Here is a 22263-nt window from a genome sequence, read left to right on the forward strand (position 1 = left end):
CGAGGGATGCCGTGTGTTCGCGTATCGGCATCCGTGATCGACGCGGTGATGCGGGCCCACGCGGCGCGGACGGACAGTCCGGGCGGGCTCTCCTCACGTGACCACGTTCGAGTCGAGACCCAGACCCAGACCAGGGCGAGAAGCCCGCAAGGAGAATCATCATGTCGACCGAGACCGACACCAAGGTCATCGCCGAGGTTCGCGAGAACTTCGGCAAGGGCTTCGCCCGCCGTCTGCGCGCCGCAGGCAAGATCCCCGCCGTCATCTACGGCCACGGCACCGACCCGGTGCACGTCGCGCTGCCCGGCCACCAGGTCGCGCTGCTCGTGCGTCGTGCCAACGCCGTCCTCGAGCTCGAGATCTCCGGTGCGCAGCAGCTCACCCTCGTGAAGGACGTCCAGAAGGACCCGGTGCGCCAGATCATCGAGCACATCGACCTCCTCGTCGTGAAGAAGGGTGAGAAGGTCCAGGTCGACGTCCCCGTCGTCGTCGTCGGCGAGCCCTTCGCGGGCACCATCGCCAACCTCGACAACGCGACCGTGTCGCTCGAGGTCGAGGCCACGCACATCCCCGAGAACGTCGAGGTCGACGTCGAGGGCCTCGAGGACGGCACGCACATCACCGCGGCCGACCTGAAGCTCCCGCGCGGCGCCGCGCTGGTCACCGACGCCGAGACGCTCATCGTGGCGATCTCGGTGCCGGCGGCGACGATCGCCGAGGTCGACGAGATCGAGGCGGCCGACGAGGCCGTCGCCGAGGAGCAGTCGGAAGAGGCTGCCGAGTAATCGACGCATCATGAACGAAGCCCGTCGCCGCCGATACTGGTGGGGCGGGCTTCGTCGTGGATCGACCGGTGAGGACATGAGCATGGCCGAGACATGGCTGGTGGTGGGGCTGGGAAACCCCGGCGTCCGCTACGAGAGCACCCGTCACAACGTGGGGCAGATGGTGATCGCCGAGCTCGCCTCTCGGCGGGGCGAGACGCTGCGTGCGCACAAGGCGAACGCGCGCGTCGCGGAGAGCTGGCTGCGTCCGGGTGGGGCGAAGCTCGTGCTCGCCACCCCCAATTCGTACATGAACGTGTCGGGCGGGCCGGTTTCGCAGCTCGCGCGCTTCTATGACGTTCCCGCCGACCGCGTCGTGCTCGTCCACGACGAGCTCGACATCCCGTTCGACACCATCAAGCTCAAGACCGGCGGTGGACACGGCGGCCACAACGGCATCCGCGATGTCGCCAAAGCACTGGGTACCCCCGACTTCCCGCGCGTGCGGGTCGGTATCGGTCGTCCTCCGGGACGCCAGGATCCGGCGGACTGGGTGCTCGATCCGTTCTCTTCGGCCGAGCGGGCCGCGTTGCCGGTGCTGGTGTCGGAGGCTGCCGACGCGGTCGAGCTGCTCGTCGAGGAGGGGCTGCTCGCCGCCCAGCAGAAGCATCACGCGCCGCGCGCCTGAGCCTGCGAGCGGCTTCGTCGGGAGGCGTTCGGTGGTCGGGGAGCGTCAGGAGTAGGTGGGGATCGCGGCGACGACGCCGGCAAGGACGGCGAGCGTGACCGCGACGGCATAGACGATGGGGCCCGCCGCCGCGACGATCACGGCGCCGATGCCCTGCCCGCGTCCCCGCCGGCTCGCGATGGCGACGATCCCCTGGATCAGAGCCCAGACGCCGAGGACGGTTCCGCTCCAGAATCCGATCTCGGCCCACAGCACGAGCCCGCGCACGGGACTCAGCAGGGCGAGGGTCTGGTCGTCGGAGAGATGCTCCAGCGGCCTGGTCGAGGTCAGACCTGCGTGGGCGACGGCTCCCGACGCGGCGGCGAAGCTCGTGGTGGCGCTGAGCACCGAGGAGAACGCGACGGCGCAGATCGCGACGATCACCGCGATCGTACCAAGCGCCTTCGAGGTGGTCGGCGCGGGCGGCGTCACCGATGGCGGCAGGTAGACCGGGGGAGCACCCGGCACGGACTGGACGTAGCCGCCGGTCGGCCATGCGGGTCCGCCGGGTCCCGGAGCTCGCGTCACGGCGGGCGGTACGGGGGCGTGCTGCGGGTTCTCGCTCACCTGCTCATCCTAGGGACAACACCGCTGAGATCAGGAGCGATGTCGGGGCGCCGCGCTCACACGATCGCGCTCGGCGGAGCGGGTGTCGGCGGGGAGCCATAGACTCTTTCGGTGACAGTTTCCGGGATCGTTCACGCCCTTCTTCAGGCGGATGTGATCCGCGAATCCGTCGAGTCGGCCCTCTCCGACGCCGATTTCTCGATGATCCCCGGGCTGGACGCGCCGCTGCTGGCCGCGCTGCTGGATCGTCGGCGCGCGGCAGGTCTGCCGGGTGTCCTGCTGGCCGTGGCTCCCACGGGCCGCCGCGCTGAGGCGTTGGGTGCGGCATTGTCCGACGTCATCCCGGATGCCGAGGTGCGGCACTTTCCCGCCTGGGAGACCCTTCCGCACGAACGCCTGAGCCCGTCGCCAGAAACGGTCGGACGCCGCCTGGATCTGCTGCGCACGGTCGCAAGCTGGGACGGGCGACGCCCCCTCGTCGTGACCGCTTCGGTGCGCAGCGCGCTTCAGCCCATCGCGGCCGGGCTCACCGACGCCGGCGTCATCGCCCTGTCCGTGGGCGGGCGCGGCCACGATCTGGACGCCGTCACGCGACGACTCGTGGAGCTCGCCTACCACCGGGTCGACATGGTGTCGCGACGCGGAGAGTTCGCCGTGCGCGGCGGCATCCTCGATGTCTTTCCTCCGGCCGCCGACCATCCCTATCGGGTCGAATTCTTCGGCGACGAGGTGGATCAGATCCGCGCGTTCTCGGTCGCCGATCAGCGCTCCCTGCCCGGAGAGGTGAAGGACATCACCCTTCTGCCCAGCCGTGAGCTGCTGCTGACCCCTGAGGTCCGTGAGCGCGCGGCCGCGCTGCGCGACCGCTTCCCGGGCCTGCGCACCATGCTCGAGAAGATGAGCGAGGGCATTCCGGTCGAGGGCATGGAGTCTCTGCTGCCGGCGCTCGCCGACGCCGTGGTGCCGCTCATCGACTACCTGCCCACCGGCGCCGCGGTCGCTCTCGTCGATCCGGAGCGCGCCGTCGGCCGCGCCATGACGCTCGGGGAGACCAACCGGGAATTCCTGGAGGCCGCGTGGAGCGCCGCCGTCGCCGGCGCCGACACCCCGATCGACCTGGGCTCCGGTGACTTCCTGACCCTCCCGGAGCTGCAGGCGGCGACGTCGAGCCGTTCCGGGGTGTGGTGGACCCTCAGCGGCTTCGATTCGGGCGAGGCAGATGCCGCCGCCGATCTCGCCGGCCTCGCCTCCGCGCCCCGCAGCGATGTCGTCCGCGTGCCGGGATCGGCGGTGCCCTCTTTCCAGGGCAATGTCGACGGCGCCACCGCGCACGTCGCGCAGTTGCTCACCGAGGGGTGGCGCGTCGTCGTCGCGGCCTCGGGTGTGGGACTGGTCGATCGCGCGCGTGACGTGCTCGCCGAGCGGGGCATCGCCGCCCGCAGCGCCGACGGGCTCCACGACGCGCCGGAACCGGGCGTCGCGGTCACGGTCGTCGGAGCGTTGGAGAGCGGCTTCGAGCAGCCCGAGGCCCGACTGGCCGTGCTCACCGAGGCGGAGTTCTACGGGCGCACGATCGGCGCCGACAGCCGCGTCGTGAAGAAACTGGCCTCCCGTCGGCGCAACGTCGTCGACCCGCTGCAGTTGAAGGCGGGGGACATCGTCGTCCACTCCACCCACGGCATCGGACGCTTCGTCGAGCTCGTGCAGCGCGAGGTGTCCAGCGGTGGCCGTCATGCCGTCAAGACCACCCGCGAGTACCTCGTGCTCGAATACGCACCCTCCAAGCGCGGTCACCCGGGCGACAAGCTGTTCGTGCCCACCGACCAGCTCGATCTGCTGAGCAAGTACGTCGGCGGTGAGGCCCCGACCCTCTCCAAGATGGGCGGCAGCGACTGGGCGGCGGCCAAGGGCAAGGCGCGCAAGGCCGTGCGGGACATCGCGGTCGAACTGGTCAAGCTCTATTCGGCGCGGATGGCCGCGAAGGGCTACGCCTTCGGTCCCGACACGCCGTGGCAGCGTGAGCTGGAGGAGGCGTTCCCCTTCGCCGAGACCCCCGACCAGCTGCAGACCATCGAGGAGATCAAGGCCGACATGGAGCGGCCGATCCCGATGGACCGCCTGCTCTCGGGCGATGTCGGCTTCGGCAAGACTGAGGTCGCCGTGCGGGCCGCGTTCAAGGCGATCCAGGACGGCAAGCAGGTCGCCATGCTCGTACCCACGACGCTGCTGGTCAAACAGCACCTCGACACGTTCACCGAGCGGTTCGCGGGCTTTCCGGTGAAGGTGCGTCCGCTCTCGCGGTTCCAGTCCGACAAGGAGGCACGAGAGATCGTCGCAGGGCTCCTCGAGGGCAGCGTCGACATGGTCATCGGCACCCACCGCATCCTCACCGAGAAGGTCGCCTTCAAGGACCTCGGGCTCATGATCATCGACGAGGAGCAGCGGTTCGGCGTCGAGCACAAGGATGCGTTGAAGAAGCTGAAGACGAACGTCGACATCCTCGCGATGAGCGCGACCCCCATCCCGCGCACACTCGAGATGGCCGTCACCGGCATCCGCGAGATGTCGACGCTGCAGACTCCGCCCGAGGACCGGCATCCGATCCTCTCCTACGTCGGGCCCCGCAGCGACAAGCAGATCGCCGCGGCGATCCGCCGGGAGCTGTTGCGCGAGGGGCAGATCTTCTACGTCCACAATCGCGTCCAGTCGATTCAACGCGTCGCCGCCCAGCTCGCCGAGCTGGTACCCGAGGCGCGGATCGCCGTCGCCCACGGTCAGATGGGAGAGCACGCACTCGAAGAGGTCGTGGACGGATTCTGGGAGCGGCGTTTCGACGTGCTCGTCTCGACGACCATCATCGAGACCGGGCTGGACATCTCCAACGCCAACACGATCATCATCGACCGCGCCGACAAGTACGGCCTCAGCCAGCTCCACCAGCTGCGCGGGCGCGTCGGCCGGGGCCGGGAGCGTGCGTACGCCTACTTCCTCTACGACGAGATGAAGCCGCTGTCGGAAACAGCCGCCGACCGGCTGGAGACGATTGCCGTCAACAACGACCTCGGCAGCGGCATGCAGGTCGCCCTGAAGGATCTCGAGCTGCGCGGTGCCGGAAACCTCCTGGGCGCCGAGCAGGCCGGGCACATCGCCGGCGTGGGCTTCGACCTCTACCTGCGGATGATCGGCGAAGCGGTCGCCACCTTCCGCGGCGACGAGGTGGACGGCCCGACCGAGCTGCGCCTGGAGCTTCCGGTCGATGCGCGTCTGCCCGAGAGCTACATCGACAGCGAGCGGCTGCGTCTGGAGGCCTACCAGAAGCTCTCTGCTGCGGCATCCCCCGACGCCCGCACCCGCGGTGGAGAGGGCGGCGCCTCGGCCGATCCGATCGACCTGGTCATCGAGGAGCTCACCGACCGGTACGGTGCGCCGCCGCGCGAGGTCGACGGTCTCGTCGCCATCGCACGCCTGCGCCGTCGCGCCGCTGCTGCCGGGCTCTCCGATGTGGTCGCGATGGGGCCCAACCTGCGCGTCGTGCCCGCCCCGGCATCCGATTCCCTGCGTGTGCGGCTGCAGCGTCTCTACCCGAAGTCGAAGGTGCTCGCCGGCGGCGAGGCGATGATCGTGCCGCTGCCCACCGCCGGTGGCGAGCCGGTCGCAGACGCCGATCTGATCGCGTGGGTCGCCCAGCTCATCGATCAGCTCTACCCGTTGCCGGTGACCGAGGCCGCCGAAGCCTGACCGGCGCGATCCCCGCGAATCAGAGGGAGATCGCCCCGTCGGACAGCAGCACGACCGCCGCGATCGCCGCGGCGACCGCGAGGGCGAACACCACCCACTCGGCCGGCGCGAACACACGGTGCTCCCGACGACGTCGCGCGACGACGAACAGCGCCGTGCCGGGTACCAGCACGAGCATCGCCAGCAGCAGATACTGCCCCCCGGCCGCCGCCAGCAGGAACAGCGTGTAACCGGTCGCGCAGATCGCGACGACGAGAGCGCCGAGACCGGCCGCGCGGCGGGCGCCCTCCGCGCGCACGTCGGCGATCGCGACCCGCAGGCCGTAGCCCGCGGTGAGCACGTAGGGGATGAGCGCGAAGGCGCTGGTGAGGCTGAGGGCGACGTCGAAGGCATCGGCCGACAGCAGGACGACCAGCAGCAGCACCTGCACGAGCAGCGTCGACATCGTCAACGCGCCGACCGGCACGTCGTGGGCATTGGTGCGCGCGAAGATCGGAGGAAGGTCGCCGTCCCGTGCGGCGACCAGCAGCACCTCGGCCGCCATCAGGGTCCATGACAGATAGGCCCCGAGTACCGCGACGATGAGCGAGATTCCGACGAAGGCGGCGCCCCACGGGCCGACCACCTCCGCGAGCACACCGGCCATCGACGGCTGGGAGAGGGCGGCGATGCGCTCACGCGGCAGGATGCCGAAGGACACGATGGTGACGGAGGCGAAGATCGCGAGCACGCTCAGAAAGCCCAGCACCGTCGCGCGTCCGATGTCGCGCCGGCGGCGCGCGTGCCGGGAGTACGCGCTGGCGCCCTCCACGCCGATGAAGGCGAACACCGTCACCAGGAGCGTTCCGCGCACCTGATCGAACAGTGGCAGATCGTTCGGTCCCCACAGGTTCGCGGCGAAGACCTCGGGATCGAAGGCCGTCACGCACAGCACGACGAACACGACGATGGGTAGCACCTTGGCGACGCTCACGATGCGGTTGACCGCAGCGGCCTCGCGGGTGCCGCGCCGCACGAGCAGGAAGAACACCCACAGCCCGACCGAAGAGACGGCGACGGCGAGCACCGTGTCGCCGCCGGCCAGCGGCGGCGCGACCGCGCCGATGGTCGACATGATGAAGACCCAGTAGAAGACGTTGCCCGCGCACGCGCTCGCCCAGTACCCGAACGCCGAGAGGAAGCCCAGGTAGCGGCCGAAGCCTGCGCGCGCATACGAGTAGACACCGGCGTCCAGGTCGGGTCGACGTGCGGCCAGTCGCTGGAAGACCAGGGCGAGCGTGAACATCCCCGTTCCCGCGAGAGCCCAGGCGACGAGAGAGCCCACGACTCCCGTCTGTGCGGAGAACGTGCCCGGCAGCGAGAACACACCCGCACCCACCATCGATCCGACGACGAACGTCGACAGGGTCAGGGTGGAGACGGTCGCGGGGGAGCGGACGTCTCTGCTCATCGCCGTCAGATCACACCCTGCGCGAGCATGGCGTGCGCAACACGCTCGAAGCCGGCGATGTTCGCTCCGGCGACGTAGTCCTCGGCCCTGTCGTATCGTTCGGCGGCGGTGAAGGCCGCCCGGTGGATGTCGCGCACGATCGCGCGCAGCTTGCGCTCGCTGTCGTCGAAGCTCCAGCGCTGGCGCGACGCGTTCTGGCTCATCTCCAGCGCCGAGGTCGCGACGCCGCCGGCGTTCGCGGCCTTGCCCGGACCGAACAGGACCCCGGCCGCGCGGAATGCGCTCACCGCGCCGGGAGTGCACGGCATGTTGGCGCCCTCGGAGACGGCCGTCACACCGTTGCCGATGAGGGCCTGCGCGTCGTTCTCGTCGAGCTCGTTCTGTGTGGCGGCCGGCACCGCGATGTCGACCGCGACATTCCAGGGCCGGGCGTTCGCGACGAAGCGGGCGGAGGGCCGACGCTCGGCGTACACCGAGATGCGGGCCCGCTCGACGTCTTTGATCTCGCGCAGCAGGGCGACGTCGATACCGGCATCGTCCACGACGTAGCCCGACGAGTCGGATGCGGTCACCGGCAGTGCGCCGAGCTGGTGCGCCTTCTCGATGGCGTAGATCGCAACGTTGCCCGAGCCGGACACCCCCACGCGCAGACCGTCGAGCGTGCGGCCGTGCACCGCCAGCATCTCCTCGGCGAAGAAGACGGCACCGTAGCCGGTCGCCTCGGTACGCACCTCCGCTCCGCCCCACTGCACGCCCTTGCCGGTGAACATGCCGGACTCGTGACGGTTCGTGATCTTTCGGTACTGGCCGAAGAGATAACCGACCTCTCGCGCGCCGACCCCGATGTCGCCGGCTGGCACGTCGGTGTGCTCGCCGAGGTGGCGGTAGAGCTCGTTCATGAAGGCCTGGCAGAACCGCATGATCTCGCCATCCGAGCGCCCGCGCGGATCGAAATCGCTGCCGCCCTTGGCTCCGCCGATGCCCTGCCCGGTGAGTGCGTTCTTGAAGATCTGCTCGAACCCGAGGAACTTGATGATCGACAGGTTGACGCTGGGATGGAAGCGCAGACCGCCCTTGTACGGTCCGAGCACCGAAGAGAACTGCACGCGATAGCCGCGGTTGACGCGCACGCGACCGGCGTCGTCGACCCACGGCACGCGGAACATGATCTGGCGCTCGGGCTCGACCAACCGCTCGAGCACGCCGGCGGCTTCGAATGCCGGGTGGCGCTCGACGACGGGAGCGATCGAGTCCAGCACCTCGTGCACCGCCTGCTGGAACTCCGCCTCGTGCGGGTTGCGTTCGCGCACGCCACGGAACACGATGTCGACGGGGGCGGGCAGGGGTGTCAGGTGGTCTGTCACGGTGGAGCTTTCCGGCCACGCCCCGGGTGGTGCGGCCTGTCCCACCCTAGCGGCGACCGAGGCGGGCCTCGACGCGTGTGACGTCGCTCGCCTACGCTGGGCGCGGGAGGATGATCATGCAGTTCGAACATCTCGGGGCGCGCCCCCGCATCCACCCCGATGCCGTCGTGGCCCCCACGGCCGTGATCTCCGGTGACGTCGAGATCGGAGCCGGCTGCCAGATTCTGCACGGTGCCGTGCTGACGGCGGAGGGCGGCCCGATCACGCTCGGCTCACACGTGATCGTCATGGAGAACGCCCTGATCAGGGCGAGCGCCGCACACCCCGTGCACATCGGCTCGCACGTGCTCGTGGGCCCGACGGCCAGCATCTCCGGAGCGACGATCGCCGATGAGGTCTTTCTCGCCACGGGTATCCGGGTGTTCAACGGTGCGCGCATCGGCGAACGATCCGAGGTGCGCATCGGGGCGATCGTGCACCTGCGCACGGTCGTGCCGCCGGATGCCGTGGTACCCATCGGCTGGGTCGCCGTGGGCGATCCCGCCCAGATGCTCTCGCCCGATCGTCACGAGGAGATCTGGGCGCTGCAGAAGGAGCTGGACTTCCCGGGGTTCGTCTTCGGCCTGGATCGGGAGACACCCGATCTGATGATCCAGCTCACCGAACGTTACGGCGCGGCGCTCGCGCGCCACGCCGACGACCGCCGCGTGGACTGAGTCCCCGCGGCGGTCCGGATCGGGGTGCGATCACCCCGTGTTCTGCAGTCCGGCCGAGACGCCGGAGACGCTGAGCAGCAGAAGGCGCTGCCACTGCGCCAGGTCGGCCTCGTCGTGCTCGCCGGTGCGGAGCGTGCGAAGGGCGCGCAGCTGCAGCAGCGAGAGTGCATCGACGTACGGGCTTCGCATCTTGACGGCGCGCTGCAGCACCGGCTTGTTCGAGAGCAGTTCGTCGCCGCCCACGATGCGTACGACCCAGTCGCCGGTGAGCTGCAGCTCGTCCACGACGAGGTCGGCCAGGTCGCTGCGGTCACCGAGATCGAGGTAGCGGCGCGCGATACGACCGTCGGCCTTCGCGAGGCTCATGCCGACGTTGTCGATGACGGTGCGAAACAGGGGCCACTCGGCGTAGGCGCGTCGCAGGAGCTCGACGTCCCCGACGGCCTCCAGCGCGGATCCGAGACCGAACCAGCCGGCCAGGTTGATGCGGGCCTGCGACCATGCGAAGACCCACGGGATGGCGCGAAGGTCTTCGAGCGACTCGACCGACAGACCGCGTCGTGCGGGACGCGAGCCCAGCGCCAGCAGGCCGATCTCCTCCATCGGCGTCACGGTCGCGAACCACGACGCGAACCCGTCGGCCTTGACCAGCGAGAAGAATCGCGCGCGGGAGGCGGCATCCATCGTCGCGGCGACCTCGGCGTAGCGCTCCGCCGCCGCGCTGTTGCGCTTCTCGATCGACGGGGCGGAGGCCAGCAGGACGGCCGCGGCGACCTGGTCGATGTGACGCATCGCGATGTTGGGGTCGCCGTAGCGCGCGAAGATCACCTCGCCCTGCTCGGTGAGCTTGAACCGTCCGTCGACCGAGTGCGGAGGCTGCGCCAGGATCGCCGAGTTGGCCGGTCCGCCGCCGCGACCGAGCGCGCCGCCTCGTCCGTGGAAGAGGGTGAGGTGGATGCCGCATTCCTTGGCCCAGGCGGCGATCTTCGCCTGCGCCTCGTAGAGGGCGAGGTTGGCGGCGACGGGACCGACGTCCTTCGAGGAGTCGGAGTAGCCGAGCATGACCTCGAGCCGCCGATCGGTGGCTTCCAGCCGTGCCGCGAACTGCGGGTGGTCGACGATCTCGGCCATGATCGCGGGCGCGGCCTGCAAGTCGGCGAAGGTCTCGAACAGGGGGATCACGTCGAGGACGGGAACGGTGCCCCCGGGGCCGACCGCCAGCCGCGCCAGCTCGTGCACGGCGGCGAGGTCGGCGGCGGACTGGGTGAAGGAGACGATGTAGCGGCCGGCGGCGCGCGGCCCGTAGCGGTTCTGGATCTGCGCGATCGTGCGGAAGACTTCGAGCACCTCCTCCGCCTGCGTGCTCAGCGGCTCGCCGCTGGCGACTTCGGCGAGCACCTTGGCGTGGACGGCGGAGTGCTGACGCACCTCGAGTTCGGCGAGGTGGAAGCCGAAGGTCTCCACCTGCCACAGCAGCTGCTGGAGGTGTCCATACGCCTGGCGCGGGGCCCCCGCGTCGACGAGTGACTGCTGCACGGTGCGCAGCTCGCCCAGCAGCGCGTCGGGGTCGCGATATGCGAGATCGGCGTCGCGCTTTCGCGTGGCGGTGATGCGACGGGCGATCAGCAGCATCGCGCGCTTGTGCGGCTCGACCTTGGCCCGCTTGGCGGCGTCTGCCGCACCGTCCTCGTCGGCGTCCGCGAGTCGCTGCAGCAGGCCGAGGAGGTCAGCGGTCGGCGGCGTCGTGTCCTCGGACAGCGTCAGCGTCTTGGCGATCCGGACGGCCGAGCGCTCCAGGCCGAGCAGGATGTGCTCGGCACCGATCGACGCGGCCTTCTTCGTGACGGCGGCTGTCACGAACGGGTTGCCGTCGCGGTCGCCGCCGACCCACGTCCCGAGACGGACGAAGGGGCGCACGACGGGCGCGCGACCGCCGGCCGCGGGTCCCTGCAGCGCATCGTCGACGCGTCGGTAGACGTGGGGGACCGCCGTGTACAGGGTCTCGTCGAAGACCGCCATGATGGCGCGCACCTCGTCGACGGGAGTCGGCTTCTCCGCCCGTAGCGGCGCGGTGCGCCACAGCGTATCGATCTCTTCGAGCATGCGCCGCTCCGCGCGTCGCTCGTCGGCCCCACCCTCCAGCGAGGCGTCGCGCTCGGTCAGCAGCGTGACCAGGCGTCGGATGCTGGTCGATACCGCGCGGCGGCGGGCCTCGGTGGGATGAGCCGTGAACACGGGGTGGAAGCGCATCGCCTGCAGGCGCGCCAGGGCGGTGTCGTCGCCGACCTCCGCCGCGAGGCGCACGAACGCCGCGGCCACCGAGTCGGCCGCATCTTCACGCTCCGGGCGTCCGTCGCGTTCACGGAGGACACGCACGCGCTGGTGTTCTTCGGCGAGGTTGACGAGATGGAAGTAGACCGTGAAGGCGCGGGCGACCTCGTCGGCGCGTTCCACGGAGAAGGACTCGGCGATCTGCGCCGCTCGCTCGAAGGCCTCGGGCGACTCATCGCTGTACGCGGCGATGGTCGCGAGGCGCAGACGCTCGACGTCGTCGTACAGGCCGGGGGAGCCGCTTTCGCGCAGGACGCGACCGAGCAGAGCGCCGAGCATGCGCACGTCGGCACGCAAGCGCTCGGGCAGTTCGTTCTCGGCCTCATCGCGGCCGACGAGGTCGATCGCTTCGGTTCGGGTGAGTTCGCGCATGAGACCACGGTAATGGCACGGTGTTTCACATTTGTCACGGGGTAGTCTGGAAGCTCGGGGTGACGACGTTTTATGACGCCCCGACGTCGACGCGACGGCGTGTTGTTCCCTGCGCGTCGTCGGACGGTGTGCCGGGAAGTCTGGTCGGCGAGTCCCGTTCGTCGACCCCCGGAGTGACCGTGTCCTTGTTGCGATCCGCCCGTTTCCCCGCCGTCCTGCTGCTCGCCGCCGCCTCGATCGGCCTGATCGTGGCCAATGGCCCGGCCGCGCCGATTGCTTTCGCCGTCGCGGATGCGCATGTCGGCATTCCCGGCATCGTCGACCTGTCCGTCCGTCACTGGATCTCCGACGGCCTGCTCGCCGTCTTCTTCTTCATCGCCGCGGTCGAGCTGCAGTTCGAGCTGACCAGCGGTCAGCTGGCCTCCCCACGACGTGCCGTCCTGCCCGCCATCGCCGCGGCCGGCGGCGTGATCGCGCCCGTGGTGCTGTACGTGCTGATCGCCGGCGGGGAGGCGACCAGCGCCGGATGGCCCATTCCCACGGCCACCGACATCGCCTTCGCGCTGGGCGTGCTCGCCGTCTTCGGTCGAGGTCTGCCCTCCGGAGTGCGCATCTTCCTCCTTGCGCTGGCCATCTTGGACGACATCGTCGGGATCGTCTTCATCGCGGTGCTGTTCACGGCCGACGTCGACTTCGCCATGATGCTGCTCGCGCTGGTGTTCGTCGTCGTTTTCGCGGCCTGCAGCCGGCTCCTCGACACCCGTGCCCGTCCGGTCGCCGTCGTCGGTCTCGTCGTGACCGCGATCGGCACCTGGTATGCGGTGCACGAGTCGGGCGTGCACGCGACGATCGCGGGCGTCGTGCTCGGGCTGGCGATGGCCCAGCAGCCCGCTCTGCGTGCGCGACACGCACTCGAACCGTGGGTCAACGCGATCGTGCTGCCGCTGTTCGCGCTGTGCGCGGCCCTGGTCGCGATCCCCGCCGTGTCTGCCGGAGAGCTCTCGCCGGCCTTCTGGGGAGTCTTGGTCGCCTTGCCGGTCGGCAAGATCATCGGAATCGCCGTGGCCGGCGGCCTGGCGCAGCGCCTTCTGCGGGTACCGAAGAACGATCGACTCGCCGGTGGTGACCTCCTCGCGGCGGGTGCTCTGGGCGGAATCGGCTTCACGGTGTCGCTGCTGCTCAGCGAACTCGCGTTCTCCGGGGCGCCGGACATCCGCGATCAGGCCACTCTCGGGGTGCTTGCCGGCTCGGCGATCTCGCTCGTGATCGCCGGGATCCTCGTATCGTGGCGGGCATGGCATCATCGACGCCGGAGCACGGCGACCGTCTGAGTCCGATCGACCCGGCGTCGACCTCCACCGGCGACGCCCTGCGACGCGCCGCCGACGTCATGGCAGCAGTGCGGGCGCGATGCGTGTGGTCGGCGCGGATCACGCACGAGGACCTCGTGCCGTACCTCGTGGAAGAGGCGGCCGAACTGATCGACGCCGTCGAAGCCGGCACGCGCGCCGATCTGCGCGAGGAACTCGGTGACCTGCTCTGGCAAGTGCTGTTCCACGCCGCGGTCGCGGCGGACGCGACGGAGGATCCCTTCGACATCGATGACGTCGCCGACGCGCTCGCCGAGAAGATGATCCGTCGGCACCCGCACGTGTTCGGGGATGCCGTCGCCACCACTCCCGAGGAAGTGCTCGTCCACTGGAACGCAGCCAAGGCCGCCGAGAAGCAGGGTCGGCGGTCCGTGCTCGACGGCGTCTCGGCCCACATGCCCTCCCTCGCGCTGGCGCAGAAGCTGCTGGGCCGCGCGGCAGCGCTGCCGTTGTCGTCGCCTCGCCCGGACCACGGGCGGGACGACGGTGACGCGGGTACGCAGAGCGAGGAGCAGCTGGGCGCGGAGCTGCTCGGGCTCGTGGCGCGCGCTCAGCGCCGCGGGTGGGATGCCGAGCGTGCGCTGCGAGGCGCGATCCGCCGACTCGAGGACGAAGTGCGAGCCGTCGAGTCCGCGTCGGCATCCGGCGACCTGGAAGAATGATCGCGTGGCATCCGTGAACCCGCCGCGCGGCATGCGCGACTTCCTCCCCGCCGACAAGACCCGTCGCGAGCGCGTGCTCGCCGTCATCCGCGATCGCTACCGCGCCCATGGATTCGACGAGATCGAGACGCCGGTCATGGAGGACTACGACCGGCTGCACGCGGGCATCGGGGGCGACAACGAGAAGCTCGCCTTCAACGTTCTCAAGCGTGGACTGGATGCCGACGCGATCCGCGCCGCGGCCGACGACGCCGCCGCACTCAGCGACCTCGGCCTGCGCTACGACCTCACCGTTCCCCTCGCGCGCTTCTACGCGACGCACCGCGCCGAGCTGCCGTCGGTCTTCCGCTCCATCCAGATGGCGCCGGTGTGGCGTGCCGAACGGCCGCAGAAGGGCCGCTACCGCCAGTTCGTGCAGTGCGACATCGACATCATCGGTGACCCGACGGGTCGGGCCGAGGCCGAGCTGCTGGTGGCGAGCCTCGATGCGCTCGACGCGCTCGGTCTGGTCGGCGGCAGCATCCGCGTCAACGACCGTCGCGTGCTCGATTGGATGCTCGGAAGCTTCGGCTTCGCCGCGGAAGAGCGTGCCGGGGTGCTGATCACCATCGACAAGCTCGACAAGATCGGGGCCGACGGCATCGTCGCCGAGCTGCGCGAGCGAGGCGCCACGTCCGAAGCCGTCGACGCGTTCGACGCCTTCCTGCGCCGGCCGCAGACGCGCGAATACCGTCCCTACGGTCAGGGGCAGATCCGCGCGGCGCTGCCCGAGGACGTGCCGGACGACATCGTGGCCGATCTCGTGGCCATCGGCGCGGCGGTGTCGGCGGCCCGCGGCGTCTGTGCAGAAGACGCGCAGGGCGCGCCGCTCGTGTTCGACCCGTTCCTCGTGCGCGGCATGGGCTATTACACCGGCACGATCTTCGAGCTCGCCCATCCGAGCGTGCCCTACTCACTCGGCGGCGGTGGTCGCTACGACGGGATGATCGGGCGCTTCTTGGGCCAGCAGGTACCCGCGGTGGGCTTCTCCCTCGGCTTCGAGCGCATCGTCGATCTTCTCGAGGATGCCGACGATGCGGGAACGTCCTCCATCGTCCTCGTGCACGAGCGCGACGTGCCGGTCGGCGAGCTCGTCGCTCTGAAGGCCGCACTGGTCGCGGACGGCTCGCGGGTGCGTCTGGAGCAGCGCACCAAGAACCTCAAGGCGCTGCTTGAGCGTGCTGCCGCCGACGGGTATTCGTCCTTCGCGACGGTGGCGGCGGGTCAAGCGCCGGAGACGCTGGAGATCAAGCCGCTCGGCTGAGAGGTCGCGGGCGACAAACCCGACAGCACCGGCTCCTCGGTGGCGAAGCGGGCGAGGACGTCGAGTCGGCGCGCCGTCGCCGCATCCTGCGGGGAGAACCAGACCACCCGCTGCCCGCCCGCCTCGCCCGTCCAGAGGCTCGTCATCGCCAACTGGAGCACTCCCCAGCGCGGATGAGCGAGGCGCTTCACCGCATTGTGCTCGGCGGCCACGTCGCCGCGGCGCCACAGCTCGGCGAACGGAGGAGACTGCTCCTCGAGCTGGGCGATGAAGCGTTGCCAGCCCGGCTCGTCGTGGTGGCGGCCGTATGCGGCGCGCAGACGCGCCACGATCCGCTGCTGGGCGTTGTCGAGGTCGGTGTGCGCGCGCTGCCATGCCGGATCGGTGAAGATCCGAACCGCACAGTTGCGGCCCTCGGGAGCGATCGTGTCCAGATCCGCGAAGAGAAACCGGTAGGAGCGGTTGTAGGCACGGATGTCGAAGCGAGCCGTCTGCACGGCGGCGGGATACGGCATGAGCTTGGACAGCAGATCGAGGTGCGCCGCGCTCACGCAGGCGTGCTCGTCCCGTTCGGGAGGCGTCGCGCCGGCCAGGGCGAACAGGTGGTCCCGCTCGTCCTCCGTCATGCGCAGCGCCCGCGCGATCGCTCCGAGCACCTGCTCCGACGCCGCGATCGGTCGGCCCTGCTCGAGCCAGGTGTACCAGGTGAGCCCGACCCCCGCGAGCGTGGCGACCTCCTCACGGCGAAGGCCGGCGACGCGCCGGCGGGTGCCCGGAGGAAGGCCGACGTCGTCGGGGCTCAGACGTTCACGGCGCGTGCGCAGGAAGGCGGCGAACTCGTCCCGGCGATCCGTGCGCATGTCTGCCAGCGTAGTGCGCTGGGCACGGGGGCGGCGTGCGCAGCGGGGTGGCGTTGATACCAGGATGAGCGCACTCCTGGTACCAGGATGAAGCCGGCCTCAGGATGAACGCTATGACGACGACGGCCTCACTTCCCCTCGTGCCGGCAGGGCACGTGCGCACCCTTCCCATGGCGGTGCCCACCTGGCGCTACATCGGGTTTCTCATCGGCCCCGGGGCGGGATCTTTCGCCTTCAACGCCGTCACCGTGACGATGCCCCAACTTCGCGAGGCATTCACCGCATCCGAGGTCCAGCTCGAGCTCGTCGTCGCCGGCTACGGCATTCCCTTCGCCGTGCTCCTCATCCTCGGCGGGCGCCTCGGCGACCGCTTCGGGCGCCACCTGCTCTACGCCCTCGGGATGGCCCTCTTCCTGTTGTCGGCCGTGGCCTGTGCGGCCAGCCCCACGATCGAGGTCCTCATCGCCGCACGCGTCCTGCAGGGTGTCGGAGCGTCCCTGTGCACACCGCAGGTCCTGGCCACGATCCAAGCCACCTCGGCAGGGGGAGCGCGCGTGCGCGCCATCGCGGCCTTCGGTGCCAGCGGAGGCATCGGTGCCGCCGGCGGGCAGGTGCTGGGGGGCGCGTTGGCGGGCGCCACGCTGGCAGGCCTGGCCGGCTGGCGGGCGATCTACGTCGTGGTGGCGATCGCCGCTCTCGCGGCGATCGCCCTCGCCCCGCTCGCCCCGCGATCGCGCGTTCACGAAGCGGTGACGATCGATGTCGCCGGAACGGTCGAGCTCGGCGCAGGCGTTCTTCTGATCGCCTCCGCGCTCACCTTCGGACCGTCGGCGGGATGGTCATGGCCGACGTTCGTCGCCCTCGCCGCGGGGGCAGCGGCACTCGTCGCGCTCTGGGTGCACCAGGATCGCATCGAGCGCTCCGGTCGGGTGCCCCTGCTGCCGCCGAGCATTCTGCGACTGCGCGCCCTCCAGCTCGGGCTGGTGGCCGCTGCTCTGTTCTTCACCGGCTACGGTGCGGTGCTCTACGTCATCCCGCGCGCGGTCGAGGCCGGCCTCGGGTATGACTCGTTGACGGCGGGCCTGCTTCTGCTGCCGTTCGCGGTGGTGTTCGCGGTCGTGTCGCTCTCGCTGGCGCCGATCCAACGCCGGCTCGGCGTGCGCACACTCGTCTGGGGAGTCGTTCTGCAGCTGATCGCGCTCGTGGGGTTCCTTCTCGTCTCGCTCGTGGCATGGGGGCCGTCGCTGATCTGGTGGGCTCAGCCGGCGCTCGTACTGCTCGGAGCGGGTCAGGCGCTCGTCTTCTCTCCCCTCACCCAGGCGGTGGTTCGTGAGGTCCCCGTCGAAGCGGCGGGTCTGTCGGGCGGCATGTTCAGCACCGTTCAGCAGCTCGCGCTCTCGATCGGCGTCATCGCGATCGGAGCCGTGACGACGGCGACGGGGTGGAGGGGGCGTGATGAGGTGGTCGCGGGCTTCGTGCTGGATGTCGCCCTCGCGTGCGGCGTCCTTGCGCTGGCGCTCGTGCTCACCGCGGCGCTCCGGCGGGGCGCGCACCGCTGAGCCCGGCGTCCGTGGGAAGCACGGCCGGTCACCTTCCGGCCACCCGACGGGAGCGTGCCGTTCACGCAGGGAGAGTGTGATCGGTGCGTGACATCGCGTTCGCATCGTCTGCGTGCTCTCCGCCCGCGCGTGGCGGCGAGTGCGGCGCTGGGAGGTGCGATCGCGGTCGGCGTGATCGCCGCGCGGACTGTGCTGGCGCGCCAGGCCGCCCTGGCGCGGCTCCGTATCGGCAAGCCGCTGGGTGAGATCGCGCTGGATGCCGACCGCGTGTGGCGGCCGAAGCTGTCGGGCGCGCCGCTCGAGCTGCTGGTGCTGGGCGACTCGATCGCAGCCGGTCTCGGCGCACAGCGGCCCAAGGACGTTCTGGGGGCGCGACTGTGCAAGGGGCTCGCCGACTTCCTGCATCGACCCGTGCGCCTTCGCACCGTCGCCGTGGTGGGAGCCGAGTCGAAGGATCTCGCCACGCAACTCGATCGTCTGGCGCCGGACTATCGGGCGGATGCCGCGGTCATCATCGTCGGTGGCAACGACGTGACGCACCGTACCCCCGTCTCGTCGGCGGCGAGCGACCTCGAGGCGGCGGTGCGGCGGCTGCGCGAGTCGGGCGCGGCCGTCGTCGTCGGCACCTGTCCCGACCTGGGCGCGTTGCGCCCCGTGCCGCAGCCGTTGCGGGCGCTGGGTGCGCAGGCGTCGCGGCAGCTCGCCCACGCGCAGGCGGCGGCGGCTCGGCGCGCCGGGGCCCGGGTCGTCTCCCTGCGGCGCGCCGTCGGGGCGATGTTCATCGAGAACCCCGACGACATGTTCAGCGTCGACCGTTTCCACCCCAGTGCGCTCGGCTACAGGCGTACGGCCGATGCCCTGCTGCCGGAGATCGTCGCGGCGCTTGCCCAGGGGGTGCGCACCCGGGCGTGACCCGCGGATCGTCGAGACTCACATCGCGGCAACTGTTCTATTTGTCATAGAATGGATACAGGAGGCGTCATGTTGATCCGCACCGACCCCACGAGCGATGTGCCGTTGTTCACGCAGATCGCGGTGTCGGTGCGAGCGGATGCCGTCGCGGGCCGTCTGCGCCCCGGCGATCGCTTGCCGTCGGCGCGCGCCGTCGCCGCCGCGCTCGACGTCAACCTGCACACGGTTCTCCACGCGTATCAGCAGCTGAGGGAGGAGGGGCTGGTGTCCATGCATCGCGGGCGTGGCGCGGTCCTCACCGATGCCGCCGATCGGCTCGCCGAGCTCCAGTCCGATATTGCCGCCATCGTCACCCGAGCGCGCGAGCGTGGGCTGTCATCACAGGCGCTCGCCGCGCTCATCCATCACCACAGCGAACCGGAGGAATCATCATGACCACGACACGGCCCCGAGCCGTCACCCGCTTCGTCCTGGTCGCCGTCGCGCTGCCCGTGCTGGCGAGCGCGGTCGCTGTCGTGCTCCAGCTCGCCGCCGGCGACGCGCTGCCCGACCCGATCGCCATCCACTGGGGTGCGAACGGAGCACCCGACGGGTTCGGTCCCGCGGGGACCACGGTGCTGGCCACGGCGGCGCTCGGACTCGGGCTGCCCCTGCTGATCGCGGCATCCGCACTGAACGGGCTTCGCCGCGGCGACCGCGGCCCGGTCTACCGGCTGATGGGAGCGTTCGCCGCGGCGATGTCGGTGTTCACCGCGGTGCTGATGACCGCCTCGGTGCGGATGCAGAGCGGCGTGATGGACGCGGCGACCGGACCGTCCGTCCTGCCGTGGCTGGCCGCTGCCGCCGTCGCGGCACTCGTCGCCGGCGTCGCCGCGTGGGCGCTCCAGCCCGACGAGCGGGTCGCCGTCGCCGGAACCACCCCGACGATGAGCCCTCCGTTGAGCGTCGACGAGCGGGCGGTGTGGCTGCGCAGCGTGCGCCTCGCCCGCGGCGGCCTCATCGTGCTCGGCGCTGCGCTCGCGCTCCTCATCGCCGTGGCCGTGGTGAGCATCGCCGTGAGCGGCGGCCCGGTCACCACCACGGTTCTCATCGCGCTGGTCGTGCTGATGGCTGCGGTCATCGCCGCGACGGCGGTCTTCCACGTGCGGGTCGACGAGACGGGGCTGACCGTCATCTCCGCAACCGGCTTTCCCCGCGTGCACATCCCGATCACGGAGGTCGAACGCGTCGAGGTCGTCGACGTCAGCCCGATGGGTGAGTTCGGCGGCTGGGGTCTGCGGTGGGCGCCGGGCGGAGGCTTCGGTGTCGTCCTGCGTGCCGGCCCGGGCATCCGGGTTGCGCGTGCCGATCGTCGCGTGTTCACCGTCACCGTCGATGACGCCCAGACCGGTGCAGCTCTGCTCGCCGCCGAGGTCGCGCGCGCCGCGGGGCGTTGACCCCGCATCGTCGACCGGGTTTGCTGGGGCTATGACCGAGCTCTCGCTGCCCGCCGCCCATGAGGTCGACCGTTACCTCGTCGACACCCTCGTCGGTACCGACGACGCCCTCGCGGCAGCGGTGGATGCCCAGCGCGCCGCGGGCATGCCCGCGATCGAGGTGGCGCCAACGGGGGGCAAGCTGCTGTGGCTGCTGGCGCGCCTGAGCGGCGCGCGGCGGGTGCTGGAGGTCGGCACGCTGGGGGGATACTCGACGATCTGGCTGGCCCGCGGCATCCCCGACGACGGTCGGGTGGTGACGATCGAGGCCGAAGCCCGCCACGCGGAGGTGGCCCGTGCCAGCGTCGACCGCGCCGGCGTGGGGGAGCGCGTCGACATCCGCATCGGACGGGGCGCAGACGTGCTGCCGACCCTCGCCTCCGAGGCGCCCTTCGATCTCGTCTTCATCGACGCCGACAAGGAGTCCAACACGCTCTACCTCGATTGGGCGGCGCGGCTGGGACGACCCGGCACGGTGATCGTCGTCGACAACGTCGTCCGCAGCGGTCGGGTCGCGGATGCCGAGGATTCCAATCCGCAGGTGCGCGGCGTGCGCGCGGGGTTGGAGATGCTGCGGGACGACCCCCGGTTCACGGCGACCGCGTTGCAGACCCTGGACGCGAAGGGGTGGGACGGCATCGCGATCGCGCTGGTCGTTTGATCCGGTTCGGGGCATGTGGGTCCATCGCCCAGGTCACTAGACTCGAACACGGAGCAGGAGCACACCCGTGACGCTCCGAGATTCACCCTTCACAAGCAAGGAGTCCCCTGTGGCACTGATCGAGGCTGTAGGCGCACGCGAGATCCTGGATTCGCGTGGCAACCCGACCGTCGAGGTGGAGGTGCTGCTCGACGACGGGATCGTCCAGCGCGCGGCCGTCCCCTCCGGCGCGTCCACCGGCGCTTTCGAGGCGTACGAGCTGCGTGACGGCGACAAGAGCCGTTACGGCGGCAAGGGCGTCCTGAAGGCCGTCGCCGCCGTCATCGACGAGCTCGGTCCGGCCATCGAGGGCGTCGAGGCGAGCGAGCAGCGCGTCATCGACGAGATCCTCATCGCCACCGACGGCACGGAGAACAAGTCGCGCACGGGCGCCAACGCCATCCTCGGCGTCTCGCTCGCGGTGGCCAAGGCGGCGGCCGACAGCGCCGACCTGCCGCTGTTCCGCTACCTCGGCGGACCGAACGCGCACGTGCTGCCCGTCCCGCTGTTCAACGTCATCAACGGCGGCGAGCACGCCGACAACGGCATCGACTTCCAGGAGTACTTCCTCGCGCCGATCGGCGCCGAGACCTACGGCGAGTCGCTGCGTTGGGGCACCGAGGTCTACCACGTCCTCAAGGGCGAGCTGAAGGCGGCGGGCTACAACACCGGCCTCGGCGACGAGGGTGGCTTCGCCCCCGACCTTCCCAGCAACCGCGAGGGTCTCGACTTCCTCATCAAGGCGATCGAGAAGGCCGGGTTCACCCCCGGTACGGACGTCGCCGTCGGCCTGGATGTCGCCGCCACCGAGTTCTACAAGGACGGCGTCTACACGGTCGAGGGCAAGGCCTGGTCGGCCGAGAAGCTCACCGACTACTTCGCCGACCTCGTCGCCAACTACCCGGTCGTCACGATCGAGGATGCGCTCGCCGAGGACGACTGGGAGGCCTGGAAGCACCTTACCGATGCCATCGGCTCGAAGGTCCAGCTCGTCGGTGACGACCTGTTCGTGACGAACCCGGTTCGTCTGCAGAAGGGCATCGACCTGGGCGTCGCGAACGCTCTGCTCGTGAAGGTCAACCAGATCGGCACGCTGTCCGAGACCCTCGACGCGATCTCGCTGGCGACCCAGAACGGCTACCGCTCGATGCTGTCGCACCGTTCCGGCGAGACCGAGGACACGACCATCGCCGACCTCGCCGTCGCCGTCAACGCGGGCCAGATCAAGACGGGCGCCCCCGCCCGCAGCGAGCGCGTCGCGAAGTACAACCAGCTGCTGCGCATCGAAGAGGAGCTCGGCGACGCCGCGGTCTTCGCCGGTCGCGGCGCCTTCCCGCGCTTCAAGGGCTGACGCCGCTGGAGATTCGCTGAGCGATTCGGGGCGCCTCCCGTC

General features: G+C 70.3%; 18 protein-coding genes. 13 read left to right on the forward strand and 5 right to left on the reverse strand.

Annotated features, from left to right (window positions below):
* Window positions 1–161 precede the first annotated feature (161 nt).
* Complete coding sequence (locus CEP17_RS02605; protein ID WP_036315218.1) at window positions 162–785, forward strand: 50S ribosomal protein L25/general stress protein Ctc; 624 nt, start codon at window positions 162–164, stop codon at window positions 783–785.
* 82 nt (window positions 786–867) lie between these two features.
* Window positions 868–1452, forward strand: a complete 585-nt coding sequence (gene pth / locus CEP17_RS02610; protein WP_039412504.1) for an aminoacyl-tRNA hydrolase — start codon at window positions 868–870, stop codon at window positions 1450–1452.
* A 45-nt stretch (window positions 1453–1497) separates the two neighbouring features.
* Here the strand turns inward: pth and CEP17_RS02615 are convergent, their stop codons facing one another.
* Window positions 1498–2058 (reverse strand): hypothetical protein, encoded by a 561-nt coding sequence (locus CEP17_RS02615; RefSeq protein ID WP_112931153.1) that lies wholly within the window; start codon window positions 2056–2058, stop codon window positions 1498–1500.
* Window positions 2059–2169: 111 nt separating this feature from the next.
* Here CEP17_RS02615 and mfd point away from each other — a divergent pair, with 111 nt between their 5' ends.
* Window positions 2170–5796, forward strand: a complete 3627-nt coding sequence (gene mfd, locus CEP17_RS02620; protein WP_239498569.1) for a transcription-repair coupling factor — start codon at window positions 2170–2172, stop codon at window positions 5794–5796.
* 19 nt (window positions 5797–5815) lie between these two features.
* Here mfd and CEP17_RS02625 read toward each other — a convergent pair whose 3' ends face one another.
* Window positions 5816–7246 (reverse strand): basic amino acid/polyamine antiporter, encoded by a 1431-nt coding sequence (locus CEP17_RS02625; RefSeq protein ID WP_112931154.1) that lies wholly within the window; start codon window positions 7244–7246, stop codon window positions 5816–5818.
* Between the two features lie 5 nt (window positions 7247–7251).
* The gene (gene gdhA, locus CEP17_RS02630; RefSeq protein ID WP_204359878.1) at window positions 7252–8589 is read right to left on the reverse strand and encodes an NADP-specific glutamate dehydrogenase; all 1338 of its coding nucleotides are present in this window, start codon (window positions 8587–8589) and stop codon (window positions 7252–7254) included.
* A gap of 137 nt (window positions 8590–8726) precedes the next feature.
* Between gdhA and CEP17_RS02635 the strand changes: the two genes are divergently transcribed.
* Window positions 8727–9326 carry a gamma carbonic anhydrase family protein gene (locus tag CEP17_RS02635; protein ID WP_112932846.1) on the forward strand — a complete coding sequence of 200 codons (600 nt, stop codon included), beginning with the start codon at window positions 8727–8729 and terminating at the stop codon, window positions 9324–9326.
* Between the two features lie 30 nt (window positions 9327–9356).
* On the opposite strand, the gene CEP17_RS02640 is transcribed toward CEP17_RS02635, so the two are convergent.
* Window positions 9357–12029, reverse strand: a complete 2673-nt coding sequence (locus CEP17_RS02640) for a phosphoenolpyruvate carboxylase (RefSeq protein ID WP_039412269.1) — start codon at window positions 12027–12029, stop codon at window positions 9357–9359.
* A 179-nt stretch (window positions 12030–12208) separates the two neighbouring features.
* Here CEP17_RS02640 and CEP17_RS02645 point away from each other — a divergent pair, with 179 nt between their 5' ends.
* From CEP17_RS02645 to CEP17_RS02655, 3 genes are read left to right on the forward strand one after another with little or no spacing between them, the layout of a single operon-like run.
* Window positions 12209–13360: a Na+/H+ antiporter NhaA gene (locus CEP17_RS02645; RefSeq protein ID WP_112932847.1), complete on the forward strand. Its 1152-nt coding sequence runs from the start codon at window positions 12209–12211 to the stop codon at window positions 13358–13360.
* Entirely contained in the window at window positions 13324–14061 is a 738-nt protein-coding gene (locus CEP17_RS02650; protein ID WP_112931156.1) for a MazG family protein, read from the forward strand. The genes CEP17_RS02645 and CEP17_RS02650 overlap by 37 nt, the downstream gene beginning before the upstream one ends.
* A gap of 31 nt (window positions 14062–14092) precedes the next feature.
* On the forward strand, window positions 14093–15364 hold the full coding sequence (locus tag CEP17_RS02655) for an ATP phosphoribosyltransferase regulatory subunit (protein WP_239498615.1): 1272 nt from the start codon (window positions 14093–14095) through the stop codon (window positions 15362–15364).
* Here CEP17_RS02655 and CEP17_RS02660 read toward each other — a convergent pair.
* Window positions 15325–16224, reverse strand: coding sequence for a helix-turn-helix transcriptional regulator (locus tag CEP17_RS02660; RefSeq protein ID WP_036320015.1), 900 nt, complete (start codon window positions 16222–16224; stop codon window positions 15325–15327). The genes CEP17_RS02655 and CEP17_RS02660 overlap by 40 nt on opposite strands.
* Before the next feature lie 113 nt (window positions 16225–16337).
* On the opposite strand from CEP17_RS02660, the gene CEP17_RS02665 reads away from it, so the two are divergent.
* From CEP17_RS02665 to eno, 6 genes are all read left to right on the forward strand, one after another.
* Entirely contained in the window at window positions 16338–17783 is a 1446-nt protein-coding gene (locus CEP17_RS02665; protein WP_112931158.1) for an MFS transporter, read from the forward strand.
* A 129-nt stretch (window positions 17784–17912) separates the two neighbouring features.
* Window positions 17913–18695 carry an SGNH/GDSL hydrolase family protein gene (locus tag CEP17_RS02670; RefSeq protein ID WP_112932848.1) on the forward strand — a complete coding sequence of 261 codons (783 nt, stop codon included), beginning with the start codon at window positions 17913–17915 and terminating at the stop codon, window positions 18693–18695.
* A 69-nt stretch (window positions 18696–18764) separates the two neighbouring features.
* Window positions 18765–19130, forward strand: coding sequence for a GntR family transcriptional regulator (locus CEP17_RS02675; RefSeq protein ID WP_112931159.1), 366 nt, complete (start codon window positions 18765–18767; stop codon window positions 19128–19130).
* A complete protein-coding gene (locus tag CEP17_RS02680; RefSeq protein WP_112931160.1) occupies window positions 19127–20131 on the forward strand; it encodes a DUF1648 domain-containing protein in 1005 nt (334 codons plus the stop codon). Before CEP17_RS02675 ends, CEP17_RS02680 begins: the two co-directional genes overlap by 4 nt.
* Before the next feature lie 31 nt (window positions 20132–20162).
* Window positions 20163–20831, forward strand: coding sequence for an O-methyltransferase (locus CEP17_RS02685; protein ID WP_112931161.1), 669 nt, complete (start codon window positions 20163–20165; stop codon window positions 20829–20831).
* A 109-nt stretch (window positions 20832–20940) separates the two neighbouring features.
* Entirely contained in the window at window positions 20941–22221 is a 1281-nt protein-coding gene (gene eno, locus CEP17_RS02690; protein WP_036318168.1) for a phosphopyruvate hydratase, read from the forward strand.
* The last annotated feature ends 42 nt before the right edge of the window (window positions 22222–22263 follow it).

The sequence above is a fragment of the Microbacterium sp. PM5 genome, from assembly GCF_003293595.1.
GTDB lineage: Bacteria > Actinomycetota > Actinomycetes > Actinomycetales > Microbacteriaceae > Microbacterium.

What these genes read in the sequence shown, in the direction of transcription:
- CEP17_RS02680 (WP_112931160.1), top strand. Translation starts at nt 19,127, where the DNA reads ATGACCACGACACGGCCCCGAGCCGTCACCCGCTTCGTCCTGGTCGCC.
- CEP17_RS02625 (WP_112931154.1), bottom strand. Translation starts at nt 7,246, where the DNA reads ATGAGCAGAGACGTCCGCTCCCCCGCGACCGTCTCCACCCTGACCCTG.
- CEP17_RS02650 (WP_112931156.1), top strand. Translation starts at nt 13,324, where the DNA reads ATGGCATCATCGACGCCGGAGCACGGCGACCGTCTGAGTCCGATCGAC.
- CEP17_RS02660 (WP_036320015.1), bottom strand. Translation starts at nt 16,224, where the DNA reads ATGCGCACGGATCGCCGGGACGAGTTCGCCGCCTTCCTGCGCACGCGC.
- CEP17_RS02665 (WP_112931158.1), top strand. Translation starts at nt 16,338, where the DNA reads ATGACGACGACGGCCTCACTTCCCCTCGTGCCGGCAGGGCACGTGCGC.
- CEP17_RS02655 (WP_239498615.1), top strand. Translation starts at nt 14,093, where the DNA reads ATGCGCGACTTCCTCCCCGCCGACAAGACCCGTCGCGAGCGCGTGCTC.
- CEP17_RS02685 (WP_112931161.1), top strand. Translation starts at nt 20,163, where the DNA reads ATGACCGAGCTCTCGCTGCCCGCCGCCCATGAGGTCGACCGTTACCTC.
- CEP17_RS02635 (WP_112932846.1), top strand. Translation starts at nt 8,727, where the DNA reads ATGCAGTTCGAACATCTCGGGGCGCGCCCCCGCATCCACCCCGATGCC.
- CEP17_RS02640 (WP_039412269.1), bottom strand. Translation starts at nt 12,029, where the DNA reads ATGCGCGAACTCACCCGAACCGAAGCGATCGACCTCGTCGGCCGCGAT.
- CEP17_RS02675 (WP_112931159.1), top strand. Translation starts at nt 18,765, where the DNA reads ATGTTGATCCGCACCGACCCCACGAGCGATGTGCCGTTGTTCACGCAG.
- CEP17_RS02605 (WP_036315218.1), top strand. Translation starts at nt 162, where the DNA reads ATGTCGACCGAGACCGACACCAAGGTCATCGCCGAGGTTCGCGAGAAC.
- pth (WP_039412504.1), top strand. Translation starts at nt 868, where the DNA reads ATGGCCGAGACATGGCTGGTGGTGGGGCTGGGAAACCCCGGCGTCCGC.